This window comes from Mycobacterium ahvazicum (assembly GCF_900176255.2).
GTDB classification, from domain to species: domain Bacteria; phylum Actinomycetota; class Actinomycetes; order Mycobacteriales; family Mycobacteriaceae; genus Mycobacterium; species Mycobacterium ahvazicum.
The window spans coordinates 1,915,237-1,934,265 of sequence record NZ_FXEG02000002.1; the positions used below are offsets into that span (position 1 = coordinate 1,915,237).

The following is a 19,029-nucleotide window of genomic DNA, read 5'->3' on the forward strand; positions in this document are numbered from 1 at the left end:
GGGGACTCACATGGAACGTGGTGAGCGGGCGCACCCGTTGACGCGTGGGCAGCTCGATATTTGGCTCTCGCAGGAAACCGGTTTCGCGGGTACCGAGTGGCAGCTTGGCCTTTTGGTGTTGATCGAGGGCGCCGTCCATCACGATTTGCTGCAGCAGGCCATCCGGCAAGTGGTTGCCGAGTCCGAGTCGGGCCGCGTGGCGTTCTTCGAAGCCGACGGCCACGTTGTTTTGCAGAAGGCTGTCGATTATCCCGATACCGAGCTGGGCTTCTATGATTTCCGGGGCTCGGATGATCCCGTACGAAAAGTCCGGGAAATGGCATCTTCAATTCAGCGCACGCCCATGCCATTCTCGGGTCCGCTTTTCATCTTTACGTTATTCCAGACGCAAGATGACGAATTCTATTTATTCGCCTGCTGCCACCACATCGCCGTAGACGGCATGGGCATGGCGCTGGTGAGCCGCCGCGTCGCCACCGTCTACACGGCACTTGTCGCCGGCGATCCGGTGCCGGACGCGTACTTCGGTTCCCTGCAGGACCTGATCGATTGCGAATCCGGTTACGAGGCCTCCGCCGACTACCAGGATGACGAGGCCTATTGGCAGGAACACCTGCCGACCGAAAGCGGATTCCATTACCGGCTACCTCAGGTCACCGAGGAGCGCGACCCGTATCTGACCTCTGCATCGGTCCAGTTGGACCCGGCGGTGGTGGGTCGAATGCAGCAGTTGACCAAACAGTTGCGGGTCCGCCGGTATTCGGCCATTACCGCCGCCTGCGCGCTGTTGGTGCGCGGATGGTCCGGTAACGCAAACGAGGTGACGCTGGACTTCCCGGTCAGCCGCCGGGTGACCGAAGAGTCGAAGAAGTTGCCCGCCATGCTTGCCGGCGTCGTCCCATTGGTATTGACGACATCACCGGAAACGACCGTTGGCGACTTTGTCGCCCACGTCGACACACGTATCCGGGAGCTGTTGGCGCATCAGCGCTACCCGGTCCACGCCCTCGAGGGCGAAGGCGGCGCCCGGCAGGGCGCAAACCGGGTGGGCGTGAACTTCATCCCGTCGCGCCTGACCCTCAATCTTGCTGGCGCACCGGCGCATGCGGGGTACACGAACCACGGCCCCGTCGGCCACTTCGGGTTCTTCTTCCTCGGCGCGGGCGATCAGCTTTTCCTGAGCACGGCCGGTCCCGGGCAACCGTTTGCGAATTTCGACGTCGCCGATCTCGCGGCGAAGTTGCAGCAGGTGCTGCTGCTGATGGTCGAGGACCCCACCGCGACGCTGTCGTCGATCGAGGCGCTCGATGCCGACGACACGGCCCGCCTCGACGAATTCGGCAATCGGGCCGTCCTGACCGAGCTTGCGCCGACCAAGGTGTCGATTCCGGCGACGTTCGCCAAGCACGTGGAGAGCACCCCCGAGGCGGTCGCGGTCACCTTCGAAGGACGGTCCACCACCTATCGGGAACTCGACCAGGCCGCCAACCGGTTGGCGCACCTGCTGGTCAGCGAGGGCGTGGGCCCGGGCCAGGTTGTGGCACTTCAGTTCTCGCGTTCCGCCGACGCGATCATCGCGATTCTGGCCGTTTTGAAGACCGGCGCGGCATACCTGCCGATCGACCCGGCACTCCCGGCAGCACGCACGGAGTTCATGCTTTCCGACGCCGCGCCGACGGCCGCGGTGACCACCGCGGACCTGCGATCGCGGCTGGACGGACAGGATCTGGTGGTCATCGACGTCGCCGATCCCCGCATCGCGGCCCAGCCCAGCACGGCGCTGCCGATGCCGGACCCGGACAACCTCGCCCACGTGATCTACACGTCCGGTACCACGGGGACTCCCAAAGGCGTTGCCGTTACTCATCACAACGTCACGCAACTGTTCGCCTGCTTCGATGCGGGTCTGCCGCGGACCGGTGTTTGGTCGCAATGCCACTCGCTGGCCTTTGACTTCTCCGTCTGGGAGATTTGGGCTGCCCTGCTGGGGGGCCGGCGACTGGTGGTCGTGCCGGAGTCGGTGACTCGCTCGCCAGACGACTTCCACGCCTTACTCGTCGGCGAACACGTCAGCGTGCTCACCCAGACTCCGTCCGCAGTCGGGATGCTCTCGCCCGAGGGTTTGGAGACCGCCGCGTTGGTGGTCGCAGGCGAGGCCTGCCCGCCCGAGGTCATGGATCAGTGGGCGCCCGGCCGGGTGATGATCAACGGCTATGGCCCCACCGAGACCACGGTGTGTGTGGCGATCAGCGCGCCGCTGGTGCCCGGATCCGGTGTGGTGCCGATCGGTTCGCCGGTCCCGGGTGCGGCGTTGTTCGTGCTGGACCGGTGGCTGAAGCCGGTGCCGCCCGGCGTGGTCGGTGAGTTGTATGTGGCCGGCGCCGGCGTGGCGTGCGGCTATATCCGCCGGGCCGGTCTGACCTCGTCGCGATTCGTCGCATGCCCGTTCGGGCAGCCGGGGGAGCGGATGTACCGCACCGGAGACCTGGTCTCGTGGGGTGACGACGGACAACTCCTTTATCTAGGCCGCGCCGACGAGCAGGTCAAGATCCGCGGGTATCGCATCGAACTGGGTGAGGTCCAGGCCGCCCTGGCCGCGCTGGACGAGGTCAAGCAGGCCGCGGTCATCGCCCGCGAGGACCGCCCCGGGGACAAGCGCCTGGTCGGCTATGTCACCGGCACCGTTGACCCTGCCGCGGCCCGGGCCAGGCTGGCCGAGCGGTTGCCGGCCTACATGGTGCCCGCCGCGGTGGTGGTGCTGGAGACGCTGCCGCTGACGCCCAACGGCAAGCTGGACACCCGCGCCCTGCCGGCGCCCGAATACCACAACGTCGGCGGCGCTTACCGCGCCCCGACCACCGCCGTCGAAGAGGTTTTGGCCGGGATCTACGCCGAAATCCTGGGACTGGAGCGGGTCGGCATCGACGACTCGTTCTTCGACCTGGGCGGCGACAGCATCCTGTCGATGCAGGTCGTTTCGCGGGCCCGGGCTGCCGGTGTGCTGCTGCGTCCGCGCGACGTTTTCGTCGAGCAGTCCGTGGCCCGGCTGGCCCAGGTGGCCAGCGTGGCCACTGGCGAGATCGGGGTGGCCGACGAGGGTCTCGGCGAGGTGGTGTCCACACCGATCATCCGCTGGCTGCAAGATGTCGACGGCCCGGTCGAGCAGTTCAACCAGGCGATGGTGGTGCAAGCCCCGGCCGGAGTGACCGAGGCCGACGTGGCGGTGGTACTGCAGGCCCTGGTTGATCGCCATGCCACCCTGCGGATGCGGGCCGACGACGACGGCACCGGCGGCTGGTCGCTGTGGGTGCCCGAAGTGGAATCGCTGGAAGGCGCCGGTCTGCTGCGTTCGGTCGACGTGTTGACCGACGAGGCGCTCGCGGAGGCCCGGTCGCGGCTGAACCCGGCTACCGGGGCGATGCTCAGCGCGCTGTGGGTGACCTCGACGTCGCAATTGGCGTTGATCATTCACCACCTGGCCGTCGACGGCGTCTCGTGGCGAATCCTGTTGGAAGACTTGAACATCGCGTGGGCTCAGCACCACAGCGGGCAAGAGGTGGAGCTGCCTGCGCCGGGGACTTCGTTTGCCCGGTGGTCATCGCTACTCGAAGAGCACGCCCGCGACGCGGCCGTCGTGGCGCAGGTGGACGCCTGGCGCCAGGTGGCGGCGACCCCGGCCGCACTGCCGGCCGTACAGCCGGCGGTGGACACGCACGCCAACGCCGGACGGTTGTCGGTGGACCTGGACGTCGACACGACCCGCCAGATCCTGGGTGAGGTCCCGGCCGCGTTTCACGCTGGGGTGCAAGACATTCTGTTGATCGCGTTCGGCTTGGCCTGGGCGGAATTCCTGGGTTCTGCGGGCAAGCCGCTCGCCATCGACGTCGAGGGTCACGGTCGCCACGAAGAACTGAATCCCTACGTGGACCTGTCGCGCACGGTCGGGTGGTTCACCACCAAGTACCCCGTGGCGCTGACCGTGGATGGCCTGGACTGGGCGCGGGTGGTCGACGGCGACCCCGCCCTCGGCGCGGTCATCAAAGCGGTCAAGGAGCAGCTGCGCGCCCTGCCCGACGGGCTGACCTACGGCCTGCTGCGGTACCTGAATCCCGACGTCGACCTGGCCGGAGCCGACCCGGCGATCGGCTTCAACTACCTCGGCCGCCTGGGCGCCTCGGCGGCCGAGCTCTCCGAGGACCTGTGGCGGGTCAGCCAGGAGAGCCTCGCCCTGGCCGGCGCGGCCGCGTCGATCCCGATGCCGTTGGCGCACACCGTCGAACTAAACGCCGGAACCGTCGACAGCGACGCCGGTCCGCACTTGCACGCCAACTGGACCTGGGCGCCGTCGGCGCTCGACGACACCCAGATCAACCGGCTCAGCCAGCTGTGGTTCGAGGCCCTGGCCGGCATTTGCGCGCTCGTCCGCCGCGGCGGGGGCGGGCTGACGCCGTCCGACGTGGCCCCCGCGCGGCTGACCCAGCAACAAATCGACGACCTGTCCCGCCAGCTCCGCATTGCCGACGTGCTGCCGCTGACCCCGGTGCAGCAGGGGCTGTTGTTCCACTCCGCGCTCGCGGAGGGCTCCGGCGACGACTTGTACGCGGTGCAGCTGGGCATCACCGTGACCGGCCCGCTCGATCACAAGCGGCTGCACGAGGCGGTGCAGACGGTGGTCAACCGTCACCCCAACCTGGCGGCGCGGTTCAACCAACAGTTCGACGAGCCGATCCAGATCATTCCGGCCGAACCCGTCATGGCGTGGCAGTACGTCGAAATGGCCGGCGGCGAGGCCGAAGTCGATCAGCGGGTCCAGCAGCTGTGCGCCGACGAGCGCGCCGCGGTGTGCGACATCGCCGACCAGCCGGCCTTCCGGGTGGCCTTGATCCGCACCGCGGACAACCGGCACCGGTTCGTGCTGACCATCCACCACATCGTGATCGACGGCTGGTCGCTGCCGATCCTGCTGCAGGAGATCTTCACTCTCTACTACGGGCAGCGGCTGGCCGCGCCGCCGTCGTACCGCAGCTTTGTCACCTGGCTGGCCGCGCAGGATCGCGACGCGGCGCAAGCGGCGTGGGGCGAAGTCCTGGCCGGCTTTGACACGCCGACGCTGGTGAGCCCGCCGGGGCAGGCCGCCGAGCGTGGCGTGGAGTCGTACCGGGTGCCTGCCGACGTCACTCAGGCCCTGACCGAGCTGGCGCGCTCGAACCACACCACCGTCAGCAACGCGCTACAGGCCGCCTGGGCGCAGGTACTGATGTGGCTGACCGGGCATCACGATGTCGCATTCGGCACCGCGGTCTCCGGCCGGCCCACCGAGTTGCCCGGTGCCGACGCGCTGGTGGGTCTGTTGATCAACACCGTGCCGGTGCGGGCCAGCGCCACGGCGACGACCACGATCGCCGACCTGATGGCCCAACTGCAGCGGTTCCACAACGACACCCTGGAGTACGACCACCTGGCGCTGCGTGACATTCACCGCGTGACCGGCCATGACCAGCTCTTCGACACGCTTTTCCTCTACGAGAACTACCCGATCGACGCGGGCGCGCTGTTCGGCGTCCAAGAGTTGGCCATCACCGATTTCAGCAGCCGCGAATTCAACCACTACCCGCTGTCGGTGGTAGTGACGCCGGGCCACGAACTGAGCCTGCGCGTCGAATTCGACAGCCACGTCTTCGATGTCGCCACCATTGATTCGCTGATCGAGCGGTTGCGGCGGGTGCTGGTCACGATGACCACCGACCCCACCCGACGGCTGTCGTCGATCGACCTGCTCGACGCCGACGAGCACTCGCGGCTCGAGGAATGGGGCAACCGCGAGGTGCTGACGCTGCCCGCGAGCGCGCCGGTGTCGATTCCGGAACTGTTCGCCGCGCAGGTCGCGCGCGCTCCGGAGGCCGTGGCCGTCAACAGCGGGGACGGGTCGTGGACCTACCGCGAGCTCGACGAGGCCTCAAACCGGTTGGCGCACTGGCTATCCGACCGCGGAGCCGGCCCGGGCGAGCGAGTTGCGGTGCTACTCAACCGATCCGCCGAGGCGATCGTGTCGCTGCTGGCGGTGCTGAAGACGGGCGCGGCGTATCTGCCGATGGATCCCGCGCACCCGACGGCGCGGATGGAGTTCATGCTGTCGGACTCGGCGCCGATCGCCGCTCTGACCACCGCGGACCTGCGCCCCCGGCTGGAAAGCGCCGACCTGCTGGTCATCGATGTCGAGGACCCGGCCATCGGCGCGGCGCCCAGCACCGCATTGCCGACACCCGCGGCCGACCACGTCGCCTACATCATCTACACCTCGGGCACCACCGGTAAGCCCAAAGGCGTGGCCGTCACCCACCGCAACGTGACCCAGCTGCTGGAGTCCCTGGACGCCGAGATGGAGCTGGGACAGGTTTGGACGCAATGCCATTCGCTGGCTTTCGACTATTCGGTCTGGGAGATCTGGGGCGCGCTGCTGCACGGCGGCCGGGTGGTCGTGGTGCCCGACGCCGTGGTCCGCTCACCGGAAGACCTGCACGCCCTGCTGGTCAGCGAACAAGTCAGTGTGTTGAGCCAAACGCCGTCGGCGTTCTACGCACTGCAGGCCGCCGACGCGCTGCAACCCGAGCTGGGGCAGCAGCTGAAGCTTCAGACCGTGGTCTTCGGTGGCGAAGCGCTTGAGCCGCAACGTCTTCAGACGTGGTTGCACAACCACCCGGGGCTACCGCGCATGATCAACATGTACGGCATCACGGAGACGACCGTGCACGCCTCGTTCCGGGAGATCGTCGACGCCGACGTCGACAGCAACAACAGCCCCATCGGGGTGCCGTTGGCGCATCTCGCCTTCTTCGTGCTGGACGGCTGGCTGCGGCCCGTCGCCCCCGGCGTGGTCGGCGAGCTGTACGTGGCCGGCGCCGGCGTGGCGAGCGGGTACGTCGGACGCCCGGACCTGACCACGACGCGGTTTGTCGCCTGCCCGTTCGGCGGACCCGGATCGCGGATGTATCGCACCGGCGACCTGGTGTCCTGGGGCACCGACGGACAGCTGCGCTACATGGGCCGGGCCGACAAGCAGGTCAAGATCCGCGGCTACCGCATCGAACTCGGCGAGATCCAGGCGGCGCTGGCCGGTCTGGACGGGGTCTACCAGGCCGCGGTGATCGCCCGCGAGGACCGGCCCGGTGACAAGCGCCTGGTCGGCTACGTCACCGGAACGGCTGACCCGACCGAGATCCGCAGCCAGCTGGCCGAGCGGCTCCCGTCGTACATGGTGCCGGTCGCGGTGGTGGTGCTGGACGCGCTGCCGCTGACGGTCAACGGAAAATTGGACACCCGCGCGCTGCCCGCGCCGGAGTACTCCGACGTCGACAGCTATCGCGCACCGACCGACGCGATCGAGGAGATCCTGGCCGGGGTCTACGCGCAGGTGCTGGGTGTGGAGCGGGTTGGTGTCGACGACTCCTTCTTCGACCTGGGCGGCGACAGCATTCTGTCGATGCAGGTGGTGGCCCGGGCCCGGGCGGCCGGTGTGATGTGCCGTCCCCGTGACGTTTTCGTCGAGCAGACCGTGGCGCGGCTGGCCCGGGTGGCCAGGATGGGTGCCGAAGGCGACGGCGCGGCCGACGAGGGCCTGGGCGAGGTCATTGCCACCCCGATCATTCGCTGGCTGCAGGAAACCGACGGCCCGGTCGAGCAGTTCAACCAGACGATGGTGGTCCAGGCGCCCGACGGCGTGACCGAATCCGACGCGCTGGTGGTGCTGCAGGCGCTGGTGGATCGCCACGCGATGCTGCGACTGCGCGTGGACGACGACGGCGCCGGTGGTTGGTCATTGTGGGTGCCTGAGGTCGGGTCGGTGGATGCCGGCGCGCTGCTCCGGTCGGTCGACGTGTTGTCCGACGAGGCGCTCGTCGACGCGCGGTCGCGGCTGAGCCCGGCCGCCGGTGTGATGCTGAGTGCGCTGTGGGTCAACTCCACGTCGCAATTGGTGCTGATCGTCCACCACCTCGCGGTCGATGGTGTGTCATGGCGAATCCTGTTGGAAGACTTGAACATCGGCTGGGCGCAGCATCACAGTGGGCAAGAGGTGGCGTTGCCGGTACCGGGCACGTCGTTCGCCCGCTGGTCGTCGCTGCTGGACCAGCACGCCCGTGCACCCGAGGTCCTCGCCCAGGCCGAGGCGTGGCGGCAGGTCGCCGCCGTGCCCGCCGCACTGCCCGCGGTGCAGCCCACGGACACGTTTGCCACGGCCGGGCAACTGTCGGTCGGGTTGGACGTCGAGACGACCCGCATGCTGCTGGGTGAGGTGCCGGCGGCGTTTCACGCTGGGGTGCAAGACATTCTGTTGATCGCGTTCGGACTGGCCTGGGCCGAGTTCCTGGGGACCGGCTCGCCGATCGGTGTCGACGTCGAGGGCCACGGGCGGCACGAGGAACTGGCCGCCGACGTTGACCTGTCGCGCACGGTCGGCTGGTTCACCACCAAGTACCCGGTGTCGTTGGCCGTCGGTGAGCTGGGCTGGACGAAAGTGGTCGCCGGTGACACCGCGCTGGGCCCGGTGATCAAGGACACCAAGGAGCAGCTGCGTGGTCTGCCCGACCCGCTCACCTACGGTCTGCTGCGCTACCTGAACCCCGATGTCGAGCTGGATAAATCCGACCCGGCGATCGGCTTCAACTACCTCGGCCGTCTCGGCGCGGGCGCGACGGACCTTTCCGGTGACCTGTGGCAGCTCTCTCAGGACGACCTGCCGGCCGCGGCGGCAGCGACGGCCGTCGCCATGCCGCTGGCCCACACCGTCGAGCTCAACGCCGGCACCATGGACACCGAAGGTGGCCCGCAGCTGCAGGCCAACTGGACGTGGGCGACCTCGGCGCTCGACGAGGCTCAGATCAATCGGTTGAGCCAGTTGTGGTTTGACGCGCTGTCGGGCATCTGCGAGCACGTCCGGGGCGGCGGCGGTGGCTTGACGCCGTCCGACCTCGCGCCGGCGCGGATGAGCCAGCAGCAGATCGACGAACTGCAACAGAGCGAGCAGATCGCCGACGTGTTGCCGCTGACTCCCCTGCAGCAGGGCCTGTTCTTCCACGCCAGCACCGCCGAGGACCTCGGTGTCAGCGGCGACGACCTGTACGCGGTGCAGCTCGACATCAGCATCACCGGTGCGGTCGACCCGGACCGGCTGCGCGATGCGGTGCACACGGTCGTCACCCGGCACCCGCACCTGGTCGCCCGCTTCAGCGGTGACTTCGACGAGCCACTGCAAATTTTGCCGGCCCAGCCCGAATTGACTTGGCAGTACCTCGAATTAGACGACGCCGATGTCGACGGGCAGGTTGAGCAGGTATCCGCGGCCGAACGCGCCGCCGTCTGCGACCTCGTCGGTAAGCCTGCCTTCCGGGCGGCACTGCTGCGCACCGCGCAAAACCAGTACCGGTTCGTGTTGACCAACCACCACATCGTGCTGGACGGTTGGTCGAAACCGCTTCTGCTGCAAGAGATTTTCGCTGGCTACTACGGTGCCCGGCTTCCTGCGGCGGTGTCGTACCGCAAGTTCGTCACCTGGCTGGCCAGTCAGGATCGCAGCACGGCCCGGGCGGCGTGGCGCGAGGTGTTCGACGGCTTCGACACCCCGACCCTGGTCGGCCCGCCGCAGCGGATGGGGCTTGGCCAGCGAGGTGTCGAAGAGTTCCAGGTGTCCGCCGAGACCACCGCTGCGCTGAGCGAGCTGGCCCGTTCCTGCCGCACCACCGTCAGCACCGTGCTGCAGGCCGCCTGGGCCCAGCTGCTGATGCGGATGACCGGTCAGCCGGATGTCGCGTTCGGTACCGCGGTCTCGGGACGGCCGACCGACCTGCCCGGCGCGGAATCCATCGTCGGCCTGATGATCAACACGGTTCCGGTCCGCGCCAACATCAACTCGGCCACCACCATCGGCGATCTGCTGGACCAATTGCAAAGCTCGTACACCGAAACGCTCGAGCACCAGTATCTGGGGTTGAACGAAATTCACCGAATCACCGGGCACGACCAGCTGTTCGACACTATGTTCGTTTACGAGAACTACCCGATCGACACCGCAGCGCTGTCGGGGGTTCAGGATCTGACGATCACCAAGTTCACGAACCGCGAGTACAACCACTACCCGCTGTCAGTGCAAGCCGTGCCGGGCCACGAACTGGGCCTTCGAGTCGAATATGACACCGATGTCTTCGACAAGGCCAGTATCGAAACGTTGGTCGAGCGGTTACGGCGAGTGCTGGTAGCCATGACTGACGATTCAGGGGATGAGTAATGGCCGACGGTAAACGGCGGCTCTTATCGATTGATCTCCTCGACGGGGGTGAAGTCGCGCGGCTGGACGAGTGGGGCAACCGCGCCGTATTGACCCGCCCGGCTAAGAGCGTGACGATTCCCGAGCTGTTTGCGGCGCAGGTCGCGAACGCCCCGGAGGCCGTCGCGCTGGTGTGCGGGGACCGGTCGTGGACCTACCGTGAGCTCGATGAGACCGCGGAGCTGTTGGCGCGGGTGCTGACCGCGCACGGTGCGGGCCCGGGACAGACTGTGGCACTGCTGTTTTCGCGCTCGACCGAGGCGATCGTGTCGATGATGGCGGTACTCAAAGCCGGGGCGGCGTACCTGCCGATCGATCCCGCGCTGCCGGACGCGCGGGTGGAATTCATGCTCGGCGACGCCACGCCGGTCGCGGCGCTCACGACCGCGGCCCACCGGTCGCGGCTAGACGGGACCGACCTGTTCGTCGTGGACTTCGACGAGCCGGGCGAGGATCCCGGCACCGAATTGTCCGCGCCGGCGCCGCAGGATCTCGCGTACATGATCTACACCTCGGGGACGACCGGGGCGCCCAAGGGCGTGGCGATCACTCACCAAAATGCGACGTCCCTGCTGGAGAAGCTGCACTCGGCGGTGCCGCCCGGTCCGGGGCAGGTGTGGTCGCAGTGGCACTCCTACAGCTTCGACGTTTCGGTGTGGGAAATCTTCGGCGCCCTGCTGCACGGCGGACGGCTGGTGATCGTTCCCGAAGCGGTGGCCAGTTCGCCTGACGATCTGCATGCACTGCTGATCGCCGAAAAGGTCAATGTCCTGTGCCAAACCCCTTCTGCGGCAGCAATGTTGTCGTCGGACGGCTTGGAGTCCACCGCGGTGTTCGTGGCCGGCGAGGCGCTCCCGTCCGAGGTGCTCGACCGGTGGGCGCCCGGTCGCGTGCTGATCAACGCCTACGGTCCGACCGAGGGCACGATCTACGCGGCGATGAGCCAGCCGTTGACCCCGGACACGGGTGCGCCGATCGGTTCGCCGGTGCCCGGTGCTGCGCTGTTCGTGCTGGACAAGTGGCTGCGGCCGGCGCTGGAGGGGGTGACCGGTGAGTTGTACATCGCCGGTCGCGGTGTGGCCGTGGGCTATCTGCGCCGGGCCGGCCTGACCGCGTCGCGGTTCGTCGCGTGCCCGTTCGGCGAGCCAGGTGACCGGATGTATCGCACCGGGGACCTGGTGCGCTGGGGCGCCGACGGACAGTTGCAGTACCTGGGCCGTGCCGACGAGCAGGTCAAGATCCGCGGTTACCGCATCGAGTTGGGTGAGGTGCAGGCGGCTTTGGCCGGCCTGGACGGGGTGCAGGCCGCGGCGGTGATCGCTCGCGAGGATCGCCCGGGCGACAAGCGGCTGGTCGGTTACGCCACGGTCACCGCGGACGTGGACACCGCCACGATGCGCAGCACGCTGGCCGAGCGGCTGCCGGCCTACATGGTTCCGACGGCGATCGTCGTGCTCGACACGCTGCCGCTGACCGTCAACGGCAAGCTCGACAAACGTGCCCTGCCCGCGCCCGAATACGCCGGCGGCGGCGAATATCGCGCGCCGTCGGACGCGGTCGAGGAGATCCTGGCCGGAATCTACGCCCAAGTGCTCGGTGTCGAACGGGTCGGTGTCGACGACTCCTTCTTCGACCTGGGCGGTGACAGCATCCTGTCGATGCAGGTGTCGGCGCGCGCCCGGGCGGCCGGCGTAATGTGCCGTCCGCGAGACATTTTCGTCGAACAGACGGTGGCCCGGCTGGCCCGGGTAGCCACGATGACCGACGGCGCCGACGGCGTCGTCGACGAGGGTATCGGCGACGTGGTCGCCACCCCGATCATCCGGTGGCTGCAGGGCGTGGTGGGCCCCGTCGAGCAGTTCAACCAGACCATGGTGGTGCAGGCTCCGTCCGGGGTAACCGAAGCCGAAGTGGCACCCGTGCTGCAGGCGTTGATCGATCGGCATGCCACCCTGCGGCTGCGGGTCGAGGACGACGACGCGGGGGAGTGGTCGCTTCAGGTACCCGAAGTGGGGACCGTGGATGCCGCCGGTCTGCTGCAGTCGGTAGAGGTGCTGTCCGACGAGGCGCTCGTCGAGGCGCGGTCACGGCTGAACCCCGCCGCCGGCGTGATGCTCAGCGCGTTGTGGGTGAGCTCCGCGTCGCAGTTGGTGCTGATCATTCATCACCTGGCTGTCGACGGGGTGTCGTGGCGAATCCTGTTGGAAGACTTGAACATTGCCTGGGCTCAGCACCACAGCGGGCAACCGATCGAGTTGCCCCCGGGCGGGACGTCCTTCGCCCGCTGGTCGTCGCTGCTCGAGGAGTACGCGCAGCGCCCCGCGGTGGTGGAGCAGGCCGAGGCGTGGCGGCGAGTGGCATCGGTGCCGGCCGCATTACCGGCCGTGCGACCCGAGGTGGACACCTACGTCAGTGCCGAGCACATGTCGGCCGAGCTCGACGTCGAGACGACGCGATTGCTGTTGGGTGAGGTGCCGTCGGCGTTTCACGCTGGGGTGCAAGACATTCTGTTGATCGCGTTCGGGTTGGCCTGGGCGGAGTTCCTGGGGAACGGCTCGCCGATCGGCATCGGCGTCGAAGGACACGGCCGCCACGAAGAGTTGGCTCGGGGCGTCGACTTGTCGCGCACCGTCGGCTGGTTCACCACCAAGTACCCGGTGTCGCTGGCCGTCGCCGGACTGGACTGGTCGCGGGTGGTCGCGGGTGACGCGGCCCTGGGGCCGGTGATCAAGGACGCCAAGGAGCAGCTGCGCGGCCTGCCCGATCCGCTGACCTACGGACTGCTGCGCTACACGAACAACGAGGTCGACCTGCAGGGCAGCGAGCCGGCAATCGGGTTCAACTACCTCGGCCGGCTGGGCGCCGGCACGGCCACGGAGCTTGCCGGTGATCTGTGGCGGATCTCCGAAGAAGGCTTGTCGGTCGCCGGCGCGGCCACCGCGGTGCCGCTGCCGCTGATGCACACCGTCGACCTCAACGCCGGCACGATGGACACTGAAGCGGGCCCGCACCTGCACGCCAACTGGACCTGGGCGCCCTCGGCGCTGGACGGTGAGCAGATCGGCCGGCTGAGCACGCTGTGGTTCGAGGCCCTGACCGGCATTTGTGCCCACGTGCGCAACGGCGGCGGCGGCCTGACGCCGTCCGACCTGGCCCCGGCACGGCTGACCCAGCGGCAGCTCGACCAACTCGAGCAGCAGTACCACCTCGCCGACGTCTTGCCGCTGACCCCGGTGCAGCAGGGTCTGCTGTTCCACGCCAGCGTTGCCCAGGGCGGCGACAACGGCGACGACGTCTACGCGGTGCAGCTGGGTATCACGATCGCCGGTGCCATTGACCCGCAGCGGCTGCGCGAAGCGGTGCAGACGGTGGTCAACCGGCACCCTAACCTGGCGGCGCGGTTCTCCGCCCAATTCGACGAGCCGGTGCAAATCATCCCCGCCGAGCCCGTCATGGCCTGGCGCTACATCCAGCTCGACAGCGACGAAGCCGGCCACGACGAGCAAATCGAGCAGCTGTGCGCCGACGAGCGCGATGCGGTCAGCGACCTGCTCGGCCGGCCGGCCTTCCGTGCGGCGCTGATCCGGACCACCGAGAACAAGCATCGGTTCGTGATCACCAACCACCACATCGTGATGGACGGGTGGTCGCTGCCGATCCTGCTGCGCGAAATCTTCGCCAGCTACTACGGCGAGCGGCTGCCCGCGCCCGCGTCCTACCGCAGCATTCTCACCTGGCTCGCCGAACAGGACCGCCCGGCGGCACAGGCGGCCTGGCGCCAGATGTTCGAAGGCTTCGACAACCCGACCCTGGTCGGTCCCGCCACGCGGATAGGGCTCGGGCGGCGACGCGTCGACTCGTACCGGGTGTCCGCCGAGACCACCCGCGCGCTCAGCACGCTGGCCCGGTCCTGCCACACCACCGTCAACACGGTGCTGCAGGCCGGCTGGGCGCAGTTGCTGATGTGGCTGACCGGCCAGCGCGACGTCGCGTTCGGCACCGCGGTCTCGGGCCGGCCCCCCGAGGTGCTGGGTTCGGAATCGATTGTCGGCCTGCTGATCAACACCGTTGCGGTGCGGGCGAACACGACCGTGGCCACCACGGTCGCCGAGCTGCTCGACCAGCTGCAGACGGCGCACAACAACCGGCTCGAGCACGAGCACCTGGGGCTGTCCGACATTCATCGCGCCACCGGCCACGACCAGTTGTTCGACACGCTGTTCCTGTACGAGAACTACCCGATCGACACGAACGTGCCGGTGGGTGTGCACGAGCTGGCGATCACCGACGTCACGAACCGCGAATACAACCACTACCCGCTTTCCGTGATGGCCTTGCCGGGCCACGAACTGGGCATCCGCGTCGAGTACGACACGGACGTGTTCGACCCGGCGAGCATCGAGACGCTGGTGGAGCGATTCCAGCGGGTGCTGGTGGCGATGACCGCCGACCCGAGCCAGCGGCTGTCGTCGATGGACGTGCTGGATGCCGGTGAGCATGCCCGCCTGGACGAGTGGGGCAACCGCGCCGTGCTGACCCAGCCGGCGCAGGGCACGACGATCCCGGCGATGTTCGCCGCGCAGGTGGCCCGGACCCCGGACGGGGTCGCGCTGGTGGACGGCGAGCGGTCGTGGACCTACCGCGAGCTCGACGAGGCGGCCGAGCGGTTCGCGCGGGTGCTGGTCAGCAACGGCGCGCGCCCGGGCGAATGTGTGGCGTTGCTGTTCAACCGGTCGGCCGAGGCGATCATCGCGATGGTGGCGGTGCTCAAGTCCGGGGCGGCCTACCTGCCGATCGACCCGGCGATGCCCGACGCGCGTCTGGAATTCATGCTCGGCGATGCCACGCCGGTCGCCGCGATGACCGACGAGACCATGCGGTCGCGGTTCGACGGGGCCGACCTGCCGGTCATCGACGTCCACGACCCCGACCTGTCGATCCCTTCGGACATCACCTTCCCGGTGGCGACGCCGGAGGACCTGGCGTACACGATCTACACGTCGGGGACGACCGGGGTGCCCAAGGGCGTGGCGATTACCCACCACAACGCGACGTCGTTGCTGGAAGCGCCCGACCCCGGCGCACCGACCGGCCCTGGCCAGGTGTGGTCGCAGTGGCACTCCTACAGTTTCGACGTCTCGGTGTGGGAGATCTTCAATGCCTTGCTCCACGGTTCGCGGTTGGTCGTGGTGCCCGATTCGGCGGCGGCATCCGCTCACGAGCTGCGGGACTTGCTGGTCGCCGAGCAGGTGACCGTGGTGGGCCAAACCCCGTCGGCGCTGGCGATGATGCCGGGCGAGGGGCTGGAGTCCGCGACGCTGGTGATGGCGGGGGAGGCATCCCCGAATGAAATAGTCGACAAGTGGGCGCCGGGACGGGTGATGATCAACGCCTACGGCCCGACCGAAGCCACCATCTACGCGGCGATCAGTGCGCCGATGAAGGCCGGCGAGGGCGCCCCGATCGGCGTGCCGGTGCCGGGTGCGGCGTTGTTCGTACTGGACAAGTGGCTGCGGCCGGCGCCCGAAGGTGTGGTCGGCGAGTTGTACATCGCCGGCCGGGGTGTGGCCGTCGGCTATCTGCGCCGGGCCGGCCTGACCGCGTCGCGGTTCGTGGCGTGCCCGTTCGCTGGCGCGGAAGCATCCGGACAACGCATGTATCGCACCGGCGACTTGGTGCGCTGGGGCGCCGATGGGCAGTTGCAGTACCTGGGCCGTGCCGACGAGCAGGTCAAGATCCGCGGTTACCGCATCGAGCTCGGTGAGGTGCAGGCGGCGCTGGCCGCCCTGGACGGGGTGCAGGCCGCGGCGGTGATCGCTCGCGAGGACCGTCCGGGTGACAAGCGGCTGGTCGGCTACGTCACCGTCACCGGCGAGGTGGACACCGCGCAGATGCGCGCCCTGCTGGGCGAGCGGCTGCCGGCCTACATGGTTCCGACGGCGATCGTCGTGCTCGACACCTTGCCGCGCACCGTCAACGGCAAGCTCGACAAACGCTCCCTGCCCGCACCCGAATACCAGAGTGCGGTCCGCTACATTCCGCCCGCGACGCCCACCGAGGAGATCGTGGCCGGGATCTACGGCCAGGTGCTCGGCATCGAGCGGGTCGGCGTCGAGAACTCCTTCTTCGACCTGGGTGGGGATTCGCTATCGGCGATGCGGGTGGTCGCCGCGATCAACACGGCGTTCGATTCCAACCTGTCGGTGCGCACGCTGTTCGAGGCGCCGTCGGTTCGCGCCATGAGCGTGCGTCTGGACAGCGACCCCGACGCCGACGAGACCGACTCCAACGGCCCGAGTTTCGTTGCGGTGCACGGCCGCGACCCCGAGGGGCTGCGTGCCAGCGACCTCACCTTGGACAAGTTCATCGACGAGACGACGCTGCTCGGCGCTCCGACGCTGCCGGGCCCGAGCGCCGAAGCGCGCACGGTGCTGTTGACCGGGGCGACCGGCTTCCTGGGGCGGTACCTGGCGCTGGAGTGGCTCAAGCAACTGAAACGTGTTGACGGCAAGCTGATCTGCCTGGTGCGCGCCGGCTCCGACCAGGAGGCATGGCGTCGTCTGGAGAAGGCATTCGACAGCGGCGACCCGCGGTTGGTGGACCACTTCCATCAGCTGGCCGCCGACCATCTCGAGGTCGTCGCCGGCGACAAGGGCGAAGCCAACCTGGGCCTCGACGAGCAGACCTATCAGCGACTGGCCGACACCGTCGATCTGATCGTCGACTCGGCCGCCGTGGTCAACCAAGTGCTGCCCTACCGAGAGCTGTTCGGGCCCAACGTCGTTGGCACCGGCGAACTGATCAAGTTCGCGCTGACCTCGCGGATGAAGCCGTACACCTACGTGTCGACCTCCGACCTCGGCCGCCAGGTCGAGCCGGCGTTGTTCACCGAAGACGCCGACATCCGGGTGATCAGTCCTACCCGCGTCCTCGACGGCAGCTTCGCCAACGGCTACGGCAACAGCAAGTGGGCCGGCGAGGTGCTGCTCCGGGAGGCCAATGAGCAGTTCGGGCTTCCGGTTTCGGTGTTCCGCAGCGGCATGATCCTGTCCGACGTCAGCTACGCGGGCCAGTTCAACATGACCGACGTCGTCACCCGGATGATCCTGAGCCTGGTGGCCACCGGCGTCGCGCCCGGTTCGTTCTACCGCCTTGACGAGAGCGGCAACCGGCAGCGGGCGCACTACGACGCGCTGCCCGTCGAATTCGTCGCCGAGTCGATCGCCACCCTCGGGGCTCAGGTGGTCGACGGGTTCGAGACCTATCACGTGATGAACCCGCACGACGACGGCATCGGAGTCGATACTTGTGTCGACTGGCTCATTGAGGCCGGCTATCCGATCCAGCGCATCGACGACTTCGCGGAGTGGGTGCGGCAATTCGAGATCGGCCTGCGGGCTCTGCCGGACCGGCAGCGCCAGCATTCCGTGCTGCAGATGCTGCAGTTGATGCTGCACAACCCCGAGCAGATTCAGCCGCTCGAGCCGACCCGCGGGTCGTTCGCACCGACAGACCGATTCCGCGCCGCGGTGCAGGAAGCGAAAATCGGTGCGGACAACGACATCCCGCACATCACACCAGGGGTCATCATCAAGTACGTGACGGACCTGCAGCTGGTGGGACTGCTCTAGGCGGCCGGGGCCGGTCCGCGCCGAATGCTTACCCGCATGCGCACCGTGGCAGACAAGCCCACTTTTACGATGCGGTCCCGCAGCCTTGCCAACGTGAACTGTTGTCGGTCGGCGTCATAGAAGAACCGCATCGTGCGGAACGGGTAATACAGCGCCAGCAGAGTGGCGATCGTCGTATGTGCCGTGGGGCTCTTGATGCCGTGCAGTTTGGTCGTGCGCGTGTACCGCGTCGCATATCGGTAGAAATCACGCGGTGACTCTTGCACCCGCCGGCCCGAAATGGCGGCAACCATGGACGGCTCATAGGAAATCTTGAAATTGTTCTTGAACAGCGTCAGCGCCAAGTCGATATCTTCGTGCAGGAGCATTTCGGGGTCCAGCTGCGTCTGAAGACGCACGCCCTTCCATGCGGTGGCGCGAATTGCCATGTTGCAGCCGAGCAGAAACCGTTCGTTCTTGACGTGCTTGTGCAGGTGGTAGCGAAGCGTGGAATCCACCCAGAACAGAAAGGCCCGCAACGGCAGGTCGTAAATGGCGATCGGACCGCTCGCGGCGTCGATGTCGGGATCCTGGAAGTAACCGCGAACCTTCTCGACCCAATCCGGCGGAATGACGGTATCGGCGTCAATGCGGCCCAACACGTCACACCGGGCATGGTCGAATCCACAGTCGCGGGTCGGGGCGGCGCCTTGGTAGACGGTTTGGTCGAGAAGCTTTATGTCCAGGTGCGCAGCGGCCGCCTGGTATTCGCGCACAATCGACGCGGTCTCGTCGGTCGACTTGTTGTCGACGACGATTATCTCGTCCGGTGCCGAGGTCTGGTTAATGCACGATTCCAGGCAATTGCCGATGAACCGTTCTTCGTTGTAGGCGGGGATGACGATCGTGACCGAGGGCTGTTGCGGCATGGCTTACACCCAATCTGGGGACATGTGGGGTCAGCCAGCGCCATAGACAGCCGGCCCCGAATTCAGCTGCGAGGGCGAGTAATTCAATGCGCCCTTTTCGGTAAACCGTAGTGGTGATCGAGCCTGCATAACGGGGTGAATAGCCGCATCTTGGTAGAACGTTCACCGGTGA

3 protein-coding genes are annotated in these 19,029 nt (G+C 67.6%); 2 read left to right on the forward strand and 1 reads right to left on the reverse strand.

What is annotated here, in order from left to right:
• Positions 1 to 10: 10 nt before the first annotated feature.
• Both MAAFP003_RS11325 and MAAFP003_RS11330 read left to right on the forward strand, forming a co-directional pair.
• Positions 11 to 10,279, forward strand: coding sequence for a non-ribosomal peptide synthetase (locus MAAFP003_RS11325; protein WP_096286953.1), 10,269 nt, complete (start codon positions 11 to 13; stop codon positions 10,277 to 10,279).
• A complete protein-coding gene (locus tag MAAFP003_RS11330) occupies positions 10,279 to 17,949 on the forward strand; it encodes a non-ribosomal peptide synthetase (RefSeq protein ID WP_096286955.1) in 7,671 nt (2,556 codons plus the stop codon). The genes MAAFP003_RS11325 and MAAFP003_RS11330 overlap by 1 nt, the downstream gene beginning before the upstream one ends.
• Here MAAFP003_RS11330 and MAAFP003_RS11335 read toward each other — a convergent pair.
• On the reverse strand, positions 17,946 to 18,857 hold the full coding sequence (locus tag MAAFP003_RS11335; RefSeq protein ID WP_096286957.1) for a glycosyltransferase family 2 protein: 912 nt from the start codon (positions 18,855 to 18,857) through the stop codon (positions 17,946 to 17,948). The genes MAAFP003_RS11330 and MAAFP003_RS11335 overlap by 4 nt on opposite strands.
• Between the last annotated feature and the right edge of the window lie 172 nt (positions 18,858 to 19,029).

What these genes read in the sequence shown, in the direction of transcription:
- MAAFP003_RS11325 (WP_096286953.1), top strand. Translation starts at nt 11, where the DNA reads ATGGAACGTGGTGAGCGGGCGCACCCGTTGACGCGTGGGCAGCTCGAT.
- MAAFP003_RS11330 (WP_096286955.1), top strand. Translation starts at nt 10,279, where the DNA reads ATGGCCGACGGTAAACGGCGGCTCTTATCGATTGATCTCCTCGACGGG.
- MAAFP003_RS11335 (WP_096286957.1), bottom strand. Translation starts at nt 18,857, where the DNA reads ATGCCGCAACAGCCCTCGGTCACGATCGTCATCCCCGCCTACAACGAA.